Annotated in this window: 16 protein-coding genes; 3 read left to right on the top strand and 13 right to left on the bottom strand. The window is 70.6% G+C overall.

Features of this window, described 5'->3' with window-relative positions; all coding sequences use genetic code 11:
• Positions 1–17 precede the first annotated feature (17 nt).
• The gene (locus AB0M95_RS24125; protein WP_363768580.1) at positions 18–1,937 is read left to right on the top strand and encodes a prolyl oligopeptidase family serine peptidase; all 1,920 of its coding nucleotides are present in this window, start codon (positions 18–20) and stop codon (positions 1,935–1,937) included.
• A 21-nt stretch (positions 1,938–1,958) separates the two neighbouring features.
• On the opposite strand, the gene AB0M95_RS24120 is transcribed toward AB0M95_RS24125, so the two are convergent.
• On the bottom strand, positions 1,959–2,924 hold the full coding sequence (locus AB0M95_RS24120) for a TIGR03557 family F420-dependent LLM class oxidoreductase (protein WP_363768578.1): 966 nt from the start codon (positions 2,922–2,924) through the stop codon (positions 1,959–1,961).
• A 462-nt stretch (positions 2,925–3,386) separates the two neighbouring features.
• On the opposite strand from AB0M95_RS24120, the gene rny reads away from it, so the two are divergent.
• Positions 3,387–5,006: a ribonuclease Y gene (gene rny, locus AB0M95_RS24115; protein ID WP_363768575.1), complete on the top strand. Its 1,620-nt coding sequence runs from the start codon at positions 3,387–3,389 to the stop codon at positions 5,004–5,006.
• Positions 5,007–5,042: 36 nt separating this feature from the next.
• On the opposite strand, the gene AB0M95_RS24110 is transcribed toward rny, so the two are convergent.
• From AB0M95_RS24110 to AB0M95_RS24085, 6 genes are read right to left on the bottom strand one after another with little or no spacing between them, the layout of a single operon-like run.
• Positions 5,043–6,893 (bottom strand): prolyl oligopeptidase family serine peptidase, encoded by a 1,851-nt coding sequence (locus AB0M95_RS24110; protein ID WP_363768573.1) that lies wholly within the window; start codon positions 6,891–6,893, stop codon positions 5,043–5,045.
• Between the two features lie 15 nt (positions 6,894–6,908).
• A complete protein-coding gene (locus AB0M95_RS24105; RefSeq protein WP_363768571.1) occupies positions 6,909–7,877 on the bottom strand; it encodes an oligopeptide/dipeptide ABC transporter ATP-binding protein in 969 nt (322 codons plus the stop codon).
• Positions 7,874–8,860 carry an ABC transporter ATP-binding protein gene (locus AB0M95_RS24100; protein WP_363768568.1) on the bottom strand — a complete coding sequence of 329 codons (987 nt, stop codon included), beginning with the start codon at positions 8,858–8,860 and terminating at the stop codon, positions 7,874–7,876. Before AB0M95_RS24100 ends, AB0M95_RS24105 begins: the two co-directional genes overlap by 4 nt.
• A complete protein-coding gene (locus AB0M95_RS24095; protein ID WP_363768565.1) occupies positions 8,860–9,711 on the bottom strand; it encodes an ABC transporter permease in 852 nt (283 codons plus the stop codon). Before AB0M95_RS24095 ends, AB0M95_RS24100 begins: the two co-directional genes overlap by 1 nt.
• Positions 9,708–10,676 (bottom strand): ABC transporter permease, encoded by a 969-nt coding sequence (locus AB0M95_RS24090; RefSeq protein ID WP_363768562.1) that lies wholly within the window; start codon positions 10,674–10,676, stop codon positions 9,708–9,710. Before AB0M95_RS24090 ends, AB0M95_RS24095 begins: the two co-directional genes overlap by 4 nt.
• A gap of 10 nt (positions 10,677–10,686) precedes the next feature.
• On the bottom strand, positions 10,687–12,378 hold the full coding sequence (locus AB0M95_RS24085) for a peptide ABC transporter substrate-binding protein (protein ID WP_363768559.1): 1,692 nt from the start codon (positions 12,376–12,378) through the stop codon (positions 10,687–10,689).
• 178 nt (positions 12,379–12,556) lie between these two features.
• On the opposite strand from AB0M95_RS24085, the gene AB0M95_RS24080 reads away from it, so the two are divergent.
• Positions 12,557–13,291, top strand: coding sequence for a TetR/AcrR family transcriptional regulator (locus tag AB0M95_RS24080; RefSeq protein WP_363768556.1), 735 nt, complete (start codon positions 12,557–12,559; stop codon positions 13,289–13,291).
• On the opposite strand, the gene AB0M95_RS24075 is transcribed toward AB0M95_RS24080, so the two are convergent.
• The 6 genes from AB0M95_RS24075 to AB0M95_RS24050 form a co-directional block, all read right to left on the bottom strand.
• Positions 13,266–14,348 carry a M20 family metallopeptidase gene (locus AB0M95_RS24075; protein WP_363768553.1) on the bottom strand — a complete coding sequence of 361 codons (1,083 nt, stop codon included), beginning with the start codon at positions 14,346–14,348 and terminating at the stop codon, positions 13,266–13,268. The two genes, AB0M95_RS24080 and AB0M95_RS24075, sit on opposite strands and share 26 nt — an antisense overlap.
• Positions 14,345–15,226, bottom strand: a complete 882-nt coding sequence (locus tag AB0M95_RS24070) for an alpha/beta hydrolase (protein WP_363768550.1) — start codon at positions 15,224–15,226, stop codon at positions 14,345–14,347. The genes AB0M95_RS24075 and AB0M95_RS24070 overlap by 4 nt, the downstream gene beginning before the upstream one ends.
• Positions 15,223–16,281: a tartrate dehydrogenase gene (locus tag AB0M95_RS24065; RefSeq protein WP_363768548.1), complete on the bottom strand. Its 1,059-nt coding sequence runs from the start codon at positions 16,279–16,281 to the stop codon at positions 15,223–15,225. The genes AB0M95_RS24070 and AB0M95_RS24065 overlap by 4 nt, the downstream gene beginning before the upstream one ends.
• A gap of 634 nt (positions 16,282–16,915) precedes the next feature.
• Complete coding sequence (gene recX / locus AB0M95_RS24060) at positions 16,916–17,575, bottom strand: recombination regulator RecX (RefSeq protein ID WP_363768545.1); 660 nt, start codon at positions 17,573–17,575, stop codon at positions 16,916–16,918.
• Positions 17,576–18,595: 1,020 nt separating this feature from the next.
• The gene (recA, locus tag AB0M95_RS24055; protein WP_363768543.1) at positions 18,596–19,726 is read right to left on the bottom strand and encodes a recombinase RecA; all 1,131 of its coding nucleotides are present in this window, start codon (positions 19,724–19,726) and stop codon (positions 18,596–18,598) included.
• 196 nt (positions 19,727–19,922) lie between these two features.
• Positions 19,923–20,117: a DUF3046 domain-containing protein gene (locus tag AB0M95_RS24050; RefSeq protein WP_358517505.1), complete on the bottom strand. Its 195-nt coding sequence runs from the start codon at positions 20,115–20,117 to the stop codon at positions 19,923–19,925.
• Between the last annotated feature and the right edge of the window lie 105 nt (positions 20,118–20,222).

The following is a 20,222-nucleotide window of genomic DNA, read 5'->3' as shown; positions in this document are numbered from 1 at the left end:
TCCGGCAGGATTCGGCTATGCCCCCCGAGCGCATGTCCGGGCGCCCCGTTCCTCCGTTCGGTGCCTGGCCCTCGCCCATCTCCACCGCCGAGGTCGTCCGGTCCGGCGTGCGGCCCGGTAACCCGACGGTCATCGGCGACGAGATGTGGTGGGAGGAGGAACGGCCCACCGAAGGCGGCAGGCGCACCATCGTCCACCGCGACGCGGGCGGCACGTGCCGAGAGCTGCTGCCCGCGCCCTGGGACGCGCGCACCCGCGTCCACGAGTACGGAGGCCGCTCGTACGCCGTGACGCCCGAGGGCGACGTCGTGTTCGCCGAGCACGCCGACCAGCGGCTGTACCTGCTGCCCGCCGGCGGCGGGGCGCCCCGCCCGATCACCCCCGAGCCCGACGTCGCGCGCGGGCTGCGCTACGCCGACCTGACCGTCCACGCGGGCGTGGTGTGGTGCGTCCAGGAACGCCACGGCGGCGACGGCAAGGTGGCCCGGTCGATCGTGTCGATCCCGCTGCCCGGCGGTGGCGAGCCCTGGCAGCGGGTCACGGGCAGCGACTTCTACGCCTCCCCCACGCCCTCTCCGGACGGCGAGCACCTCGCGTACATCTGCTGGGACCACCCGCGCATGCCTTGGATCGGCACCGAGCTGCGCGTCACCAGGCTCGCCGACGGCGAGTCGTGGCGCGTCATGGGCGGCCCCGCCGAGTCGGTGCTGGCGCCCCGGTGGAACGGGCCCGGCCACCTCTACCTGCTGACCGACCGCTCCGGGTGGTGGAACCTGGAGGAGGCCGGCCTGGACGGCTCGTCCTCGCGCGCGCTGTTCCCCGCCGAGGAGGAGTTCGCCTGGGCGCCCCAGCAGCTCGGCGCCGCGCCGTACGCCGTCCTCGCCGACGGGCGGCTCGCGGTCGTGCACGGGCGCGGCGACCTGCGGCTCGGCGTCCTCGACCCCCGCACGGGCGAGATGACGCACCCGCCGCAGCCCTACGACGGCTGGGAGCCGTCCCTCGGCGCCGACGGCTCCACGGTGTGCGGCATCGCCTACTCCGCGACGGTGTCCCGGTCGGTGGTGCGGGTCGACGTCGGCACCGGCACCTCCGAGAACACCGGCGAGAACACCGCCGAGAGCCTGCGCAGCGACATCGGCGAGCCGCCCGACGCGGCCTACCTGCCGGTGCCCCTGCCCGTCGAGATCCACAGCCGGTTCGGGCGCCGCGTGCACGCCTACGTCTACTCCCCCGCCAACCCTGCGGTGACCCTCGGCGAGGTCGCGCCGCCGTACGTCGTGTTCGCGCACGGCGGCCCGGCCGCGCACGGCGTGACCGCCCTCGACCCGCACAAGGCGTTCCTCACCAGCCGCGGCATCGGCGTGATCGACGTGAACTACGGCGGGTCCACCGGCTACGGGCGCGCCTACCGCGACCGGCTGAAGGGGCGCTGGGGCGCCGTCGACGTCGAGGACGTGATCGCCGCCGCCGAGTGGCTGCTCTCCGCCGGGCTCGCCGACCCCGAGCGCATCGCGATCCGCGGCGCGGGCGCCGGCGGCTGGACGGCCATGGCGGCCTGCTGCGCCACCGGGCTGTTCTGCGGCGGCGTCTCGATCGCGGGCGTCAGCGCTCTCGCGCCGCTGGCCGCCACGACGCACGACTTCGAGTCCCGGTACGTCGAATGGCTGGTCGGCCCGGAGAACGCCGCGCTGTACGCCACGCGGGAGCCGTTGTCCCGGGCGGGCCAGATCGACTGCCCGATGCTGCTGATGCAGGGCCAGGACGACCTCGTGGTGCCGCCGGCGCAGGCCGAGGAGTTCGTGGCGGTGCTCAACGAGCGCGGCGTCCCGTGCACCTACCTGTCCTTCGAAGGCGAGGGGCACGGTTTCGGCCGCGCCGAGACCAGGAGCGCCGCCCTCGCCGCCGAGCTGGCGTTCTACCAGCAGATCTTCCGGTAACCCGTCGCGGGTCCTGGGCCGTCACAGATCGCGGAGCGCCGGGAGGAGTTCCTTCTCCGCCCAGGTGAGGAACTCCTGCTGGTGCTCGGCGCCGATCTGCACCAGCGCGACGTGCGTGAAGCCCGCGTCGATGAACTTCTTCACGGCCTCCACCACCTTGTCCGGGTCGTCGCCGCAGGGCACCTGGGACGCGACGTCGTCCGGGCGGACGAACTTCGCGTACGACGCGAAGTTCACCGGAGCCGGTAGCTCAGAGAGCACCTTCCAGTCCGCGGCGAACCACCTCCACAGCCGGTGGGCCCGCTCCTTGGCCGCCTCGACGTCGGTGTCGTAGGAGACCGCGACCTGGCCGTAGACGGGCTTCCCCTCGCCGCCGGTGGCGTGGAAGCGGTCGACCAGGTGGGCGTCGGGATGGACCGCGATCAGCGCGTCGCCGTACTCCGCGGCGAGGTCGGCCGACTGCGGCCCGGAGGCCGCGATGCCGACCGGCACCGGCTCGTCCGGGAGGTCGTACAGCTTGGCCGAGTCGACGGTGTAGTGGTCGCCCCGGTAGCTGATGTAGTCCCCGGAGAACAACGCCTGGATGATCTCGACGGCCTCGCCGAACATCTCGTGGCGGATGTTCACCGGGGGCCAGCCCCGGCCGACGACGTGCTCGTTCAGGTTCTCACCCGCGCCGAGTCCCAGCGTGAAACGTCCGTCCGACAGCGCGCCCATCGTGGCGGCCTTCTGGGCCACCACGGCCGGGTGGTAACGCATGATCGGGCAGGTGACGTAGGTCATCAGCGGGATGCGCTCGGTGGCGTGGGCTACCGCGCCCAGCACCGACCAGGCGTAGGACGAGTGGCCCATCTCCTCGAGCCACGGGAAGTAGTGGTCGGACATGGCCTCGTAGTCGAACCCCGCGCGCTCGGCGCTGACGGCGTCATCGACCAGCCGCCGGGTGGGAGTCTGCTCGCACATGAGCGTGTAACCGATCTCTGCCATGGCGCCCCCATACCCTCGCGCCCGGCGAACGTGCCGTGCCTGGCGAAAAATATCCGAACCGGGCGTGTACCGAGAGGCTGGGGCGAAGCACCGCCCGAGTGGCGTTAAGCAGACTTTTCGCCCCCTGTGCGACATAGTGGGATTCATCGGGCGCGATGTCGGTGGCGGCGGACCTCGTCCAGCCGGGCCTAGGGTACAAAACTGGCTTGACGGGCGGACTTTGCTTGCTCGTTACCTCTCTGACGCTTAATCTCGACCACAGTGAGGAGCTACTCCGCGCAGTGCGGATTGCCATAACGGTGTTCGACGGACGATTTAGACCGATCACACCCAGCGGCCGGATGCCTTCGTGTCCGGGCGTTGGACATATTTGTCTGACAAGAATCGCCCGCTCGGGCGAGTCCGTGCCGCGTGTGTGGCCCTCGCGTGCTCAAGCTCGCGACGCGAGGAGGGTTGGCGCGCATGGATTCGACGATCGTGATCATGCTGGCGGTAGCCGTTGTCCTGCTGGCGCTCATCGCGATCGTCGCCCTGGTCGTGCTGATACGCCGCATCGGCGGCGACCGCACCGGCAGGCGCGGCCCGACCGCCGAGCAGCTCGCGGACGTCCACGCCGAGCTTGAACAGGCGCGGCGCGAAGGGCTGGAGATCCGCGTCAAGGCCGAGACCGACGCCGGTGAGATGGTCGGCAAGGCCGAGGCGGCCGCCGAGAACGCCCTGCGCATGCGCAAGGAGGTCGAGGACGAGTCCCGCGTCCTCAAGACCGAGCTCAAGGAGCTCAGGTCCGACCTGGAGCGCCGGGAGCACCGCCTCGCCGAGCGCGAGGAGCGGCTCGACGAGGAGACCCGCAGGCAGGCCGAGACCGCCAGAAAGCTCACCGAGGCCGAGACCGAGCTCACCGGGCGGCGCGCCGAGCTCGACCACGTCGAGGACCAGCGCCGCGAGATCCTGGAGCGCGTCGCCGGCCTGACCGCCGACCAGGCCAAGGCCGAGCTGGTCACGACCATCGAGAACCAGGCCAAGCGCGAGGCCGCGCTGATCGTCAGGGAGATCGAGAGCGAGGCTCGCAAGGAAGGCGAGAAGCGCGCCACCAAGATCGTCACCTTGGCCGTGCAGCGCGTCGCCACCGAGCAGACCGCCGAGTCCGTGGTGAGCGTGCTCCATCTGCCCGGCGACGAGATGAAAGGCCGCATCATCGGCCGCGAGGGCCGCAACATCCGCGCCTTCGAGTCGACCACCGGCGTCAACCTGATCATCGACGACACGCCCGAAGCGGTGCTCCTGTCCTGCTTCGACCCGGTCCGGCGGGAGACCGCCCGGCTGACCCTCGAAAAGCTCGTCCTCGACGGCCGCATCCACCCGCAGCGCATCGAGGAGGCGTACGAGCGCAGCAAGGAGGAGGTCAAGGACCTCTGCGTGCGTGCCGGCGAGGACGCGCTGGTCGAGCTCGCCATCACCGACATGCACCCCGAGCTGATCATGCTGCTCGGCCAGCTCCGCTACCGCACCTCCTACGGGCAGAACGTCCTCAAGCACCTCGTCGAGTCGGCGCACATCGCCGGCATCATGGCCTCCGAGCTGCGCCTAGACCCGATGATGCTCAAGCGCTGCACGGTCCTGCACGACATCGGCAAGGCGCTCACCCACGAGGTCGAGGGCAGCCACGCCCTGATCGGCGCCGAGATCGCCCGCCGGTACGGCGAGCACGAGGACGTCGTCCACGCCATCGAGGCGCACCACAACGAGGTGGAGGTCCGCACGGTCGAGGCGGTGCTCACCCAGGCCGCCGACGCCATCAGCGGCAGCCGCCCGGGAGCCCGCCGCGAGTCCCTGGAGGCGTACGTCAAGCGGCTGGAGCGGCTGGAGGAGATCGCCCAGTCCTACGACGGCGTCGAGAAGGTCTTCGCCATGCAGGCCGGCCGCGAGATCAGGGTCATGGTCCGCCCCGAGGCGATCGACGACATCCAGGCCCAGGTCATCGCCCGCGACGTCGCCAAGCAGGTAGAAGAGGAACTGACCTACCCCGGCCAAATCCGCATCACCGTGGTAAGAGAATCCCGCGCCACCGAATTCGCCCGCTGACTCCTCCGCCGCCATCCACCTTGAGGTCTGCCGTGGTCACCCGGCCGGAGGGGGTGTCACGGGGCCGGTGGACCAGCGTTCGCCCCGCAGCGCCGACCGCACCAGGCCCAGCATGCGCCGCTGGTCGGCGATGGCATGGTCCCTGCTGCTGGTCTCGTGGCCGCCGATGAACCAGTCGAGGACGACGTCGCCACCGGCGCGCTCGACGGCCAGGGCGTAGTCGTGGACCTGACGCGCCGGGCAGCGGGTGTCGTGGGTGGCGTGGCTGATCCAGACGGGCGCGCGGACGTCGCCGACGTAGGTGATGGGAGAGGCCCTCCGGTACGCGTCGGGCATTTCGTCGGGGGAGCCGCCGATGAAGTACCGGCACGCCCGCCGCTGCGCGGGGTTCATGTCGTCGTAGGCGGCGAGCCAGTCGGCCATCGGCACGAAGGCCAGCGCGCCCGCGAACAGGTGGGGCCGGCGGCCCATCGCCAGCAGCGACAGGTAGCCGCCGTAGGAGACGCCCGTGACGAAGACCTGGTCCCTGGCGGCGATCCCCTCGGCCACCAGGCACTCGACGGCGGCATCCACATCCTCCAGTTCCCGGTCGCCGAGCGACGGGCGGAACCCCTCGCGGAAGTCGCGGCCGAAGGTGACCGAGCCGCGGTAGTTCAGCGCCGCGTAGCCGATGCCCTCGTCGAGCCAGGCCTGCGCCTGCGGGTTGTACCGGTCGACCGTCACCATGTTGGGGCCGCCGTGCAGGTAGAGGACGACCGGTCCGGGGGCGGTGGCGCCGGGCGGCGCGCAGGTCCACAGCTGTAGCGGCGTGCCGTCGGCGGAACGGATTGTGCGCGAGACGGCGCGGACACCGGCGGAGGCGGTGTCGGATCGCAGCACCGTGGTGGTGGCGCCGGCCCGATCGACGCCCAGGACGGTCAGGGGGACGTCGAAGCGCTGGCGCAGCAGCCGGATGCCGTCCGCGCCGTAGTGGGAGGCCCAGATGTTCAGGTGCGTCGCGGCGACGTCAGGTTCGAAGTAGGCGCCCGAGGGGTGGTCGACGGGTGTCACCTCCCCGGTGTGGACATCGAGTTCGAGCATGCGGTGGACGCCGCCGTCCACGTGCGCGAGCAGCACGCGCGCCGCGTCGTCGGACCAGTCCAGAGGCACGACGTCGCCGGTCAGGTGCGCGGCGTCGAGGTCCAGACGGCTCCCGTCGAGGGGGTTCCAGACGCAGGGCCGGGCGAACCCGGTCCGCTCCGTCGAGACGAGCACGCGCGGGTCGCCGGGCACGGGGGAGAAGCGCACCGCGCGCACGGGGCCGTCCACGCCGTCGGACAGGAACGCCAGGACGTTCCCGGAGGCGGTGTCGAGTACGGTCACCCCGAAGCGCCGCACGCTCGGGTTGTGGTCGGTGGTGTCGACGCTCGCCAGCGTCCCGTCGGCGGAGATCAGGCCGTTCCACGTCTCGTTCCGCGAGGTGAACAGCCGCCTGGGCGGTCCGCCCGCGACCAGCCACAGGCTGAACCCGTCCTCCGCGACGGCGGTGAGCACCACCTGGTCGCCCTCCCGGGCCACGTCGATGCCGCGCAGCGTGTACGGCGGCAGGTCGGGGGTCAGGTCGCGCACCGCGCCCGTCGCCAGGCAGGTCGACATGAGGTGGCCCATCTCGGAGCCGTCGTCGTCGGAGTGGTGGCTCAGCACGGCGTCGCCCGCGGCGGTCAGCACGGCGTTCTCCGCGTCGCCGACCTTCCCGGTCACGGGCCGGGTCACGTTCGCCCGTACGTCCCACACCGACGCTCGGGGGCCGTCCCCTGTGTCGTCCGCCAACAGGACGAGGTCTCCAGGCCCCCGGCCCCGGCGAAGGGTCAGGCACTGGCGGGCTTCGAAGAAGCGTTGCCACGACATGATCGATCGTTCCTCTCAGATGTCCGTTGGGAAGTGGCAGGCCACCCGGTGGCCCGCGCCGATCTCGGCCAAGACGGGCAGGTCGGTGGCGCACACGTCCTTCGCCTTCCAGCAGCGGGTGCGGAAGCGGCAGCCCGACGGCGGTGACATAGGGCTCGGCGCGTCGCCGTTCAGCACGATCCGGGTGCGCGCCCGCTCGGCCCTCGGGTCGGGGAGCGGGATGGCCGACAGCAGGGCGTGCGTGTAGGGGTGGGCGGGCGAGTCGTACAGCTGGTCCACCGGCGCCTGCTCGACGATCCGGCCCAGGTACATGACGGCGACCTCGTCGCTGATGTGGCGCACCACCGACAGGTCGTGGGCGATGAACACGTACGTCAGGCCGAACTCCTCCTGCAGGTCCTGCAGCAGGTTGAGCACGCCGGCCTGCACGCTGACATCGAGGGCGCTGACCGGCTCGTCCAGGACCAGGATCTCCGGTTCGACGGCGAGGGCGCGGGCGATGCCGATCCGCTGCCGCTGCCCGCCCGAGAACTGGCCGGGGAAGCGTCCCGCGTGCGCGGGGTCCAGGCCGACCAGGTCGAGCAGCTCGCGCACCCGCTCCTCCCGGCGTCCGGCGTGCAGCCCGTGGATGCGCAGCGGCTCGGACAGCGCGGCGCGCACGCTGAGGCGCGGGTTCAGCGACGCGTACGGGTCCTGGAAGACGAGCTGGATGCGGCGCCGCATCTCGGCCAGGGCCCGGCCGCGCGCCGTGGCGATGTCCGTGCCGCCGACCAGCACCCGGCCCTTGGCGGGCGCCACAAGCTTGACCAGGCAGCGCGCCAGCGTGCTCTTGCCGCAGCCGGTCTCCCCGACCAGGCCGAGCGTGCTGCCGCGCGGCACGGTGAAGCCGACCCCGGACACGGCCTGGACCGTGGCCCCTCCACGCCCCGACTTCAGCCGGTACTCGGCCACCAGGCCGGTAACTTCCAGTGCTGTGGTGCTCATGCGCGCATGCTCTCGATCTCGTGTACTCGCACGCAGGCCGTCGTGTGCTCCTCGCCGACCTCCAGCATGGGAAGGCCCCCCGCGCCGCAGGCGGCCGGTTCGGCGTACCGGCAGCGGGGCTGGAAGGCGCACCCGGCCATGCGGCCGTCCGGTGGCGGCGGCTGGCCGGGAATCTGGGCCAGGCGGCGCACCCGTTGGTCCACCCGTGGCAGCGAGGCGAGCAGGCCGCCGGTGTAGGGGTGCGAGGGCCGGTAGAAGATCGACTCGACCGGTCCCTCCTCCACCTTGCGCCCGCTGTACATGACCATGACGCGGTCGGCCAGCCCTGCCACCACGCCGAGGTCGTGCGTGATCAGCAGCACCGACGTGCGCGTGCGGGCCTGCACCCGTTCGATCGTGTCGAGGACCTGGGCCTGCACGGTCACGTCCAGGGCGGTGGTGGGCTCGTCGGCGATCAGCACGTCCGGCTCGTTGGCGATGCCCATCGCGATCATCACCCGCTGGCGCATCCCACCGGAGAACTCGTGCGGGTACTGGCCCATCCGCTCGGCGGCGGACGGGATGCCGACCAGGTCGAGCAGCTCGACGGCGCGCTCATGCAGGGCCTTGCCCGTCGTGGACCCGTCGTGGACCCGCATGCCCTCCACGAGCTGGGCGCCGACCGTCATCATCGGGTTGAGCGCCGCGAGGGCGTCCTGGAAGATGATCGAGATGTGCCGGCCGCGCACGGCCAGCAGCTCGCGTTCACGGAGGCCGAGCAGTTCCCTGCCCTTGAACCGGATCGAGCCGGTCACTTCGGCGGACCTCGGCAGCAGTCCCATGACCGCCAGCGAGGCGGCGCTCTTGCCCGAGCCCGACTCGCCGACGATGCCGAGGGTCTGCCCCTCGCCGAGCGCGAAGGTCAGGCCCTCCACGGCCGTGACAGAGCCGGAGTCCGTCCGGTAGCGGACGGTCAGGTCACGGACGGCGAGCAGATCGGTCATCACGGCCTCCCTTGAACGTCGAAGGCGTCGCGCAGCCCGTCGCCCACGAAGTTCACCGCGAGCACGGTGAGCAGGATCGCCACCCCCGGCGCGTACAGCAGGTACGCCTTCGAGGTGCCGATGAGGCCGGCGGCCTGGCTGAGCATGTTCCCCCAGCTCGACTGCGGGGGCTGGATCCCGAACCCGAGGAAGCTGAGCGTCGATTCGAGGATGACGGCCGCCGCGACCGTCAGCGACATGTTGACGACGACCACGCCGACCAGGTTGGGCAGCAGGTGCCGGACGATGATCCGCGGGTTGGACGCGCCCAGCACGCGTGCCGCGTCCACGAACTCCTTCTCGCGCAGGCTGAGCACCTGCGAGCGGACCACGCGGGCGACCATCGTCCAGCCCAGCCCGGTCAGCACCAGAATGATCGTGAACGGTGAGGATCCGAGCCCCTGGAGCGCCAGCGCCAGCACGGCGATGCCCGGCACGATCAGGAGCAGGTCGGTCAGCCGCATGATCACCTCGTCGGTCCAGCCGCGGGCGAAGCCGGCGACCGCGCCGAGCAGCGTGCCGATCGCCGTGGACAGCACGGCGACGCACAGCCCGATCGCCAGTGACAGGCGCCCCGCGTAGAGGATCTCGCTCAGGTAGTCCCGGCCGAGGTCGTCGGTGCCGAGCCAGTGCGTCGCGGACGGCGAGGTGGGGCCGAGCAGCAGGTCCTGGGCGTTGCGCGGGTAGGCGGCGATCCAGTTCGCGCCGAAGCAGCAGACCATGAGGGCGACCAGCGTGAGCAGCCCGGCCATGGCCATCCGGTGCCGGACGAACCTCCTGACGGCGATCCGGCCCTGGCTCACGTCCTTCATCGCAGGGCCACCCTCGGGTCGAGCGCGGCGTAGCCGGCGTCGGACAGCAGGTTGAGCAGGATCGTTGCCAGCGCGACGATCACCATCCACGGCAGCAGGACGAACACGTCGCCCGCCAGCATCGAGTCGAGGAACAGCCGCCCCATGCCGGGGATCGCGTAGATCTGCTCGGTGACGACCAGCCCTCCGAACAGGACCGCCGAGTCGAGCGCGACGACGGTGACGAACGGCGCGAGCGAGTTGCGCAGCGCGTGCCGGAGGAGCACCCGCCTGCCGGGCACGCCCTTGGCGCGAGCGGTGCGCACGTAGTCGCTGGAGAGCGTTTCGAGCAGCGACGCCCGGCTGAACCGCGACCAGCTCGCCACGAGTCCCACGGTGAGCGTGAGGACCGGCAGGGCCAGGTGGCGGAAGTAGTCGGCGTTGATCCCGCTCAGCCCCGGCGAGTGCAGCCCGACGAAGTAGAGGGGCGGCTCGGCCAGCCCGAACTGCTGCTTGGGCCAGACCGCGAGAGCCTGGATCAGGATCAGGCCGCACCAGAACGGCGGCAGAGCGATCCCGAGGTATGACAGACCGGTGAAGAGGTGGTCTCCGGCCGAGTACTGCCGGGCGGCGGAGTAGACGCCGATGCCGAGAGCCAGCAGGGCGGCGAACAGCACGCCCCACAGGATGAGCTGGAGCGTGGTGCCCAGCGCGGATCCGATCATCGGCAGGACGGCGCCGCCGGTCCTGGTGCTGACGCCCCAGTCGCCCCCGGCGAACTCCTTCAGCCACCGCACGTACTGCTCGAACACCGAGCGGTCGAGCCCGAGCCGGGTGATCTGGTACTGCAGAGCGCTCGGGTCGTGCCCCTGTCGCAGCTTGGCAAGGGGGTCGAAGGTGGCGCGCACCGCGACGAACAGGATGAACGACGCGACGACCACCACGGGGACCGAGTAGAGAAGCCTGCGCGTGACGAAGGTCAGCAAAGGTGCCACCTCACTGGGTCAGGCCCCATTCCGCAAGGTTCCACCAAGGCCCCTCGACCGGGTTGATGCCGATCGGGCCGCCGACCCGCTGGTTCCACAGCAGCACGTTGGGGACGGCGCCGAGCGGGATGGACGGCACGGCGGCGGCGATCAGCTCGTCGGCCTTGGCGGACGCCTCCTTGCGGGCGGTCTCGTCCAGCTGGGTGTCAACCTGTTCGAGCAGCTTGTCCAGCCCGTCCACCTTGGCCCTCATGAAGTTGATGCCGGAGCGGCCGTTGGCCTCGGTCGGGATCGAGGTGGAGCTGAAGGAGTTGCTGAGCGAGGGGTCGGGGAAGGTGTCCACGAGGGTCCACAGGCCCATCTGGAAGTCGCCCCCCGGGGCCAGCTTCCCGAAGATGTTGGCCGGTGTGGTGTTCTTGATGTCCATCTGGAAGCCGGCCTCCTTGAGCTGCGCCTGGAGCACCTGCTCGGTCAGCTCGCGGCGCTTGTTGCCCGCCAGCGAGACGATCGTGAACCGGGCGGGGCGGCCGTCCTTGGACCAGACTCCGTCCGTGTCCTTCGCCCACCCGGCGCCGCTCATGATCTGCTGGACCTTGGCCAGGTCGCGGGTGTACTTGGAGAAGGCGGAGGCCGCGTACCTCGAGAGGAGCGGTGACAGGAAGCTCTGCGCCGGCTGCTTGACCCCGAGCGAGCCGTACAGCCGTTCGATGATCGCTTTGCGGTCGACGGAGTAGGCGATGGCCTCGCGGACCGGCTGGGAGTCGAACGGGAACGTTCCGTTGTTCATCCAGATCGCTTCCAGGTTGCCCGTCTGCGCGTCCACCTGCGTGTTGGCGCCCGGCAGCCCGGACTTGATCTGCTCGACCGCGTCGAGCTGCGGCGTCGGGTAGATCGCGTCGAGCTGGCCGCTCTTGAACGCCTGGAAGGCGGCCGCGGTGTCGGGGGTGAACTGGAAGGTGACCTGGCCGAGTTTGGGGCGCTCGCCCCAATAGCGGTCGTTGGGGACCAGCGTCACGGAGGTGCCCCTGATCCATTGCTTGATCTTCCAGGGGCCGCCGCTGAAGTCGTAGCCGTCCTTCATGATGGCCTGCCGGTCCTTACCCTGCAGGAGATGCGAGGGCAGCACGCCGTACCCGGAGCTGAACAAGGTGCGCCAGCCCCCGTAGCGGGACTTGAGGGTGACGACCGCGGTCTTGTCGTCGGGCGTCTCCACCGAGGCGATCCGGTCATAGCCGGTCTTGTCGAAGATGTCCTTGCCGTCCCGCACCTGCAACGCGGTGTACTTGAGGTCGTGGGAGGTGATGGGCTCGCCGTCGGACCAGACGGCCTCGGGGCGCAGCTTGTACGTGATCTCGGGGCGGTCCTGGTCCTTGATCGCCGGCTCTGAGGCCATCAGTTCGGAGGCGACGGGAACCCAGTTGTCGCCCTGGCGGCGCACGTCGAACACTTTGGGGATCGTCGGGGTCTGCATGATGTAGGTGCCCCAGATGGATCCTGCACAGGTCGCGATCCAGTCGGCGCAGTCCGGTTCCTGCTCGGCGCCGATGACGATGGCGCCGCCTGTCCGTACGGGAACGGCCGCGGACGCGGACGGTTGCGGGGCGGGGGAGGTGTCGGCGGCGGTCGAGCAACCGGCCGACACGAGGGTGAGGGCGGCCAGACCGGCCAGCGCTGACGGGGGGTATCTGTGATGGTGGTTCATACGCCGCGCCTTCCTTGACAAACCGCCGAATCGGCGGAATGTGTCCCACATCGTAGGTACGCTGGTCATGCATAGCAAGGCGTCTAGGCAAAGTCATAGTCAACGGCGATGACTTGTGCTGAGGCCAATGTTTGGGCATGGTCGATTAGGCACTGCTAGGGCACGAGGAAGGAACCAGATGGGCACCAGCTCGGATCGAAGTGCCAAGTCCGCCGCGCGAGGGCGCGGCCGCCGGGCGCGCGACAGTCTGAGCAGGGCGATCATCCTGGAGGCCGCCGAGAAGATCGCCACCAGCGAAGGGCTGGAAAGCCTCACCTTCCAGGCGCTCGGCAAGGAGCTGGAGGCCCACCCGACCTCGATCTACCGGCACTTCCGGGACAAGGACGAGCTCGTCCTCGAACTCATCGACAGCCTGCGGTCCCGCTCCTACGGCGGCACCCTGAAGAAGAGCGACTCCTGGCGCGACGATCTCCGCTCCAGCGCCCGCCACATCCACGAGCACTACCTGCGCTACCCGCAGTTCGCCTTCCAGATGGCCGCGCGCACCACCCGCAGGCCGATGGAGTTCTCCAACGTGGAGTTCGCCCTGGACGCGCTGCTGCGCGCGGGGCTTTCACCCGAGGACGCGGCGCTCCAACTGCGGGTGTTCGGCAACATTGTGCGCGGCCTGTCGAGCATGGAGGCCAGTCTGCTGGCGCTGGACCCGGAGATCAGGGCGCGCGACGAACTGGCCTGGGAGGTGGAGTACCGCCAGCTCTCCCAGGAGGAGTACCCGCACATCTCGTCCATGGCCGGCCAGCTCGCCCACATCGGCGACCCGCGCATCTTCGACCTGGCGATCGAGCTCTACCTCGACGCCATCGAGCTGCGCGCGTCCCGCACACGCGTCACCCCCGCGGAGCCAGAGCCCTGATCAGCCCCGCCACGAGTGCGGCCCGCTCGCCGAGGGCGCGCGTGTCCACCCACTCGTGGCGGGCGTGCGCGCCGCCTCCGGCCGGGCCGAGGCCGTCCAGCGTCGGGACGCCCAGCGCGGCGGTGAAGTTCCCGTCGGAGCCGCCGCCCACGGCGGCCTCGCCGAGCAAGGGCAGGCCCGCCGCCCGCGCGACACCCCTGGCCGTCTCCAGCAGGCCGGCGGACCGGGCGCGTTCCAGCGGCGCCCGATTGACGCCGCCCGACAGCTCCACCGAGGCCCCGGGCAGGCTCGCGCGGATCCGCGACAGCCCACTCTCCACACGGTGCAGCTCCTCAAGGCGCCAGGCTCGCACGTCCACGTCGACGTGCGCCACATCGGGGACGCTGTTCGTCGTGGTCCCGGCCCTGGCGACCGTCGGGGTAACCGTCGTCCCGGCCTCCTGGTCGCCGAGCGCGGCAACGGCCAGCACCACATGGGCCAGCTCGACCAGCGCGTTCACGCCGGACTCGGGCTCCAGTCCGGCGTGTGCGGCCCGTCCCGCGACGGCCAGGCGGTACATCGCGCAGCCCTTGCGGGCCGTCTTGACCGCGCCGCCGTCCGCGCTCGGTTCGAGAACCAGCACGGCCGCGCAGTCCCGCGCGACCTCCTCCAGCAGGGGCCGTGAGGTGAGGGAGCCGACCTCCTCGTCGCCGGTCACCAGCATCCGCACGTGGCCGACGTCCCCTGCCAGCTCCAGCGCCTCCATGGCCATGACCAGCCCGGCCTTCATGTCGAACGCGCCGGGCCCGGTCATCCGGCCGTCCTCGACCCGGCACGGCCAGCCGGAAAGCGTGCCGCGTGGCCACACGGTGTCGGCATGGCCGAGGAGCAGCACGGACCCGTCGCCGCCGCCTCCCTCCCAGTACAGGTGCGGCACGCCGTCCCTGACGAGGCGCAGCGGACTCCCGAGCGGCGACCAGTCGCCCAGCAGCTCATAACACCCGTCCAGCCCGGCCGTGTCGCCCGACGGAGACTCGATCTCGACCAGTTCACGCAGTCGCGCCAGAGCGGCGGTCACAGCGCCCCTTCCCAGAACACGGAGAGCGCGTGGGCCACGTCCCGCGGCGCCTCCTCGCAGACGTAGTGGTCGGATCGCACAGGCACGCCCGTGACCCGTTCCGCGTAGCGCCCCCAGACGGCGGGCACGTCGAAGTTCCTGCCGACATAGCCCAGCTCGCCCCAGAGGGCGAGCAGCGGCGCACGCACCAGGTGCCCCTGGTCGCGGTCCGCCGCGTCGCGCTCCAGGTCGATGCCCGCGGCGGCCCGGTAGTCGGCGCAGGTCGCGTGGACCGAGAAACAGCGCTCGTACTCGGCCATGGCGCGCTCGTCGAACGGCCACGGGCCCGCGTGCCGCCCCTCGAACCGGCTGCGCAGCCACGTCGCCGGGTCGGCCTGGATCATGGCCTCCGGCAGGCCGGAGCCGAGGGAGAGGAAGAACCAGTGGAAGTAGCTGGACGCCATCGCCCGGTCCACGTTCTCGAACATGTGCAGCGTCGGCACGATGTCGAGCACGGCGAGCGAACGCACCCGCTCGGGGAAATCGAGCGCCATCCGGTGTGCCACGCGCCCGCCCCTGTCGTGCCCGGCGACCGCGAAGCTCGCGAAACCGAGCGATTCCATCAAGGCGACCTGATCGGCGGCCATGGCCCGCTTGCTGTACGGCTCGTGGGCCGGCGTGTCGGCGGGCCTGTCGCTGTCACCGTAACCGCGCAGGTCGGCCAGGACCAGAGTGTGCTCGCGCGCGAGCTCGGGAGCCACCCGGTGCCACATCGCCCGGGTCTGCGGGTAGCCGTGCAGTAGCAGGACAGGCGGGCCGTCCCCGCCGACCAGAGCCCGGACGCGCACGCCCTCGCGCACGCTCGACACCTCATCGAACCCGGGCAGCAGCGGCGTCATGCGCCGGACTCCAACCGCTCGACGAGCGCGTCGCACGCCTCGGCGGTGGAGAGGCGGCCGCCCAGGTCGGCGGTCACCAGGCCGTCGCGCACGGTCCGCTCGATCGCCGCGACCAGGTGGGCGCCGGCCTCGGCCTCGCCCAGGTGGTCGAGCATCATCGCGGCGGACCAGACCTGCCCGATCGGGTTGGCCGCGCCGGTGCCCGCGATGTCCGGGGCCGAGCCGTGGATCGGCTCGAACATGGACGGGTGCCGCCGCGTCGGGTCGATGTTGCCGCACGGCGCGATACCGATGCCGCCCGCGAGCGCGGCGGTGAGATCGCTGAGGACGTCGCCGAACAGGTTGGAGGCGACGATCACGTCGAACCGGCCGGGGTCGAGGACGAGGTGCGCCGCCAGCGCGTCGGCGTGGTAGCGGGTGAGCTCGACGCCGGGGTACTCGGCGGCGACCTGCTCCACGACCTCGTCCCAGAACGGCATGGTGTGGAAGATGCCGTTCGACTTCGTGGCCGAGGCCACCCTGCCTGAGCGCTCGGTGGCGAGCTGGAAGGCGTACCTGGCGATGCGCTCCACGCCGCGCCTGGTGAAGACGGCCTCCTGCACGGCCATCTCGTTCGGCGTGCCGTGGAACATCCGGCCGCCGATCTGGCTGTACTCGCCCTCGGTGTTCTCGCGCACCACCACGAGGTCGAACGGGCTGTCGTCGCGCAGTGGCCGACGCGTGCCCTCCAGAGGCCGCACCGGCCGCAGTGACACGTACTGGTCGAATTGACGCCGGATGGGGACGAGCAGCCCCCACAGCGACACGTGGTCGGGCACACCGGGCATGCCGACCGCGCCCAGCAGGATGGCGTCGGACTCGGCGAGCCGCTCCAGTCCGTCCTCCGGCATCATCGCCCCGGTCTCGGCGTAGTACGCACAACCCCAGGGATAGTCGGTCCAGGACAGCTCGAAGCCGTGCAGCCCGCCGAGGACGTCTAGCACGCGTTTCGCCGCGGGGAGGGTCTCCTGGCCGATGCCGTCGCCGGGAATGGCCGCGATCTGGTAGCCGCGCATGCGGCCTCCTCTGTAACACTTGTAGTCTATGACATTGACTACAGATATTGCCACAGCCTCACCACCTTCCGGCAAGTGTGTGCGGTTCCTGATTTCCGTCCAGCCGCCCTGGCGAGCCGCCGCTACGACCTGCTGACCGCGCGGCGGGCCGTGTCCGACATCTTCCTGCGCGCCCAGTCACCGGCCGCCAGCCAACCGCTGACCGAGCGCGATGATCGCCACGAGGGGCGAACGTGCTTCATCCACTCACCGCTACCGGATTCGTCCGTAGTGCTCCGGTCTTCAGGCCGTGGGTGAAGCGGACTCTCCCGCGTAGCGGGGCAGGGAAAGCCGATCCGCCGCCAAGGCGGATCGGCGTCTGTTAGCCTGCTCGCGTCAGGTACCGCCGGACGGGCGGAAACGGAGCCTTTGGGTTCGAAAGCCTGTGGAGACCCGGTAAGACCGCTTCGGTGGCGCAGGTCGGTGAAGCAGGAAGCCGCAGAAGTGCCGCACGCGCGGCACAGGCTGAATCTCCAGCATTCATGCCGGAGAGCGCGTCAATGACCTCGTTATGTGGTCGCGGGCGTTGCTCTGGCCGCGAGCGGGACCGCTTGCCCGGTTCGGGGTGAGGCACCCGCCCGCAGGGCAGCGGGGCTCACTCCTCGAACGTGTCCGGGAAGTCGTCGGTGGGCCGGCCCTCGGCTTCGAGGGCCTCGCGGACCACTCGGTAGGCCACGCTGCCGGAGTATCCCTTGCGGGCGAGCATGCCTGCCAGGCGGCGGATGCGGGCGGGGGGTTCCAGGCCACGTGTGCCGGGGAGCTTGCGGTCTACCAGCCTGCGGGCGGTCTCCAGCTCCTGGTCGGGGTCGAGGCGGTCGATCGCCTCCCGCACGGTGTCCTCTTCGACGCCGCGTTTGCGCAGTTCGGCGGCCAGGGCACGTCCCGCGAGGCCACGCCCGGCATGACGCGAGGTGACCCAAGCCTCGGCGAACGCCTCGTCGTCGATGAGACCGACGTCCGAGAATCTGGAGAGCACGGACTCGGCTGCTCCGTCCGGGATGTCCCTCCGGCGCAGGGCTTCGGCGAGTTGCGCCCGCGTCCGCGGCGCCAACGTCAGCAACCGCAGGCAGACGGCCCGCGCCACCGCCTCAGGATCACCCGGAGGCCCCTGAGCCGCCAGAGACCCCTCGACAGGCCCGTCGAACCCCCGCCCCCGCGCCTCACGACGCCCCCGCCGCTGCCCCCTGCCCTTGTGCCCTGACGCCCCTTCGAAAACCGGCCCCGCGGCCTCCCCCCGAGACTCCCCCGCCGCCATACGAGGCTCACCCGACTCAAGCGGAGAAACTCCAGGCACCGCCCAAAACTCACCGCCCCCGCCCGAAGCAACCCCGGGCACCGTCGGAGAATCCTCCGACTTCGCCGGTGGCTCGTCTGGTGGTGTCCAAGGCTCGTCGGGCTGTGTCCGGGGTTCTGCCGAGTCGTCACGAGAGTCGGCCGAATCCTGGAAGCGGCCCTTCGCCTCCGGGCGAAGCCGTACTTGCTCGCCGGAGGGGTCACCGCTCTCACGCCGAAAATCCCCGAACTCGGGTGAGGACTCCCCTGGCTGCGGCCAAGCCACCTCCGCCTCGTCGTACAAACCCTCCGGCCCATGATGAGAGCCGCCAGATTCCCCCCAGTCAGAACCGGACTCTTGCCGGCCAAAAGAGGAATCGGCGTGGTTGTTCCGCCAGTCCTCGGGTTGCGCTCCCTCTTGTTGCGCTACCTCGGGGTGCCGGTCTTGCAGAGGTTCGGGTGGGGATTGGTCAGGTTGGGAATCTTTGGGTTGGAGTCCTTCGGGCTGGTGGGGAGGTTCTGTCGGGGTTTGACGGAGGCTTCTTGGTTGCCAGCGTGTCGCACCTGGGTCCCAGGGGAACTTCGCCTGCTCTCGCCCAGGGTCGTCCGGCTTGCGGCGGAAGAACTCGTGGGTCTTCGACTCGTCCCAGGGAGCCGGGGTCAGAAAATCGGGACTCGGCCTGCCTTGGGATCCGTGCGGCGAGCCTTGGGCGTCCTGCGGCCGGGCCCAGGTTCCCCGGGACCGGGCCTGATTTCCCTGCGGCCTGGCCTGGGTTCCCGGGGATCCGGCCCCCTGGGCGCCCGGGGATCGGTCTCGGGGATCTTGGAGCTGAGGGTCTTCCTCGGACGAGCGGGAGCGACGGTTTCGGTTCTGGGCGCGGCGTGGGCGGGAGCCGGTGCGTGAGGCCGGGTCCGGGGAGTCCTCTTCGATCCAGGCTCCCCAGTCCCCCGGCCTCACGCGGCCAGGGGACTCATCGCTGGCAGGCATGCGAGATCAGCTCGATCAGACGTCACCCGGCTTGGGAGCCTTGGCGCCACGGCCTGCGGCCGCCGGAGCCGCCGCCGCACCGCGCCCAGCGGCCACCGGGGCGGGCCCGGCCGCCGACGGAGCCGCGGGAGCCTCGGCGGGAGTGTCGAGGCGGGGCCCGACGCCGAGCTTTTCCTTGATCTTCTTCTCGATCTCGTTGGCGATGTCGGGGTTGTTCTTCAGGAAGTTGCGGGCGTTCTCCTTGCCCTGCCCGAGCTGGTCGCCCTCGTAGGTGTACCAGGCGCCGGCCTTGCGGACGAAGCCCTGCTCGACGCCCATGTCGATCAGGCCGCCCTCGCGGGAGATGCCGATGCCGTAAAGGATGTCGAAGTCGGCCTGGCGGAAGGGCGGGGCCATCTTGTTCTTCACGACCTTGACCCGGGTGCGGTTGCCGACCGGCTCGGTGCCGTCCTTCAAGGTCTCGATGCGGCGGACGTCCAGACGCACGGACGCGTAGAACTTGAGCGCCTTGCCACCCGTCGTGGTCTCGGGCGAGCCGAACATCACGCCGATCTTCTCGCGGAGCTGGTTGATGAAGATGGCGGTGGTGCCGGTGTTGTTGAGCGCGCCGGCCACCTTGCGCAGGGCCTGGGACATGAGGCGGGCCTGGAGGCCGACGTGGCTGTCGCCCATCTCGCCCTCGATCTCGGCCTTGGGCACGAGGGCCGCGACCGAGTCGATGACCAACAGGTCGATGGCACCGGAGCGGATCAGCATGTCGGCGATCTCCAGCGCCTGCTCACCGGTGTCCGGCTGGGAGACCAGCAGCGCGTCGGTGTCGACGCCGAGCTTTCTCGCGTACTCGGGGTCGAGGGCGTGCTCGGCGTCGATGAAGGCGGCGATGCCGCCCGCGCGCTGCGCGTTGGCGACGGCGTGGAGCGAGACGGTGGTCTTACCGCTGGACTCGGGGCCGTAGATCTCGACGATGCGGCCGCGGGGATAGCCGCCGATGCCGAGCGCGACGTCGAGTGCGATGGCCCCCGTGGGGATCACCTCGATGGGGGCTCGTGCGTCATCGCCGAGGCGCATGACAGAACCCTTGCCGAACTGCCGCTCGATTTGAGCGAGAGCAGTCTCAAGGGCCTTCTCGCGGTCGTTGGCTGCCATGGAGTGCCCCCTGGAGGGTGTGTCGAAGGTCTTTTTCCGTCGCTGGCAAGCTACGGGGTGCCACCGACATTTTCGCGGAGCGGGCCCACGGGCGTCGGCAAGTTCAATATAGCCGAACGATTGTTCGATCTCTGCTTGACGCGGCGAACACCTCGTGCCAGGCCGCGGGCCGGATGCGCCGGATGAGCGGGCCGGGTCAGCGAAGGCGCGAGTCCACGTCGGTCACGCCGCACACGGCGTGCCAGACCTCCTTGGCGGCCACTCCTTCGTCGAGCGCCTGGGTCACCGTCCGGCCGCCCAACTCGGCGATCACATAGTCACGCGCCCAGGACTCGGCGTACTTCTCACCGAAGTGGCGGTTCATCCGGTTCCAGAAGTCCGTCAAGCGCATGCTCCCCAGTATGGTCCCCACCCGGGGCGATCGGACCACCGCCGCGCTATCAGGAGAAACGGGTCACCAGGTAACCGGCAGGGGCACCGGCCCCCGGACGACCAT

This window comes from Sphaerisporangium sp. NPDC051017, assembly GCF_040683095.1.
In the GTDB taxonomy this organism is placed as follows: domain Bacteria; phylum Actinomycetota; class Actinomycetes; order Streptosporangiales; family Streptosporangiaceae; genus Sphaerisporangium.
The sequence above is the reverse complement of the archived record's forward strand: the minus strand, read 5'-3'. Positions and strand labels throughout refer to the sequence as shown.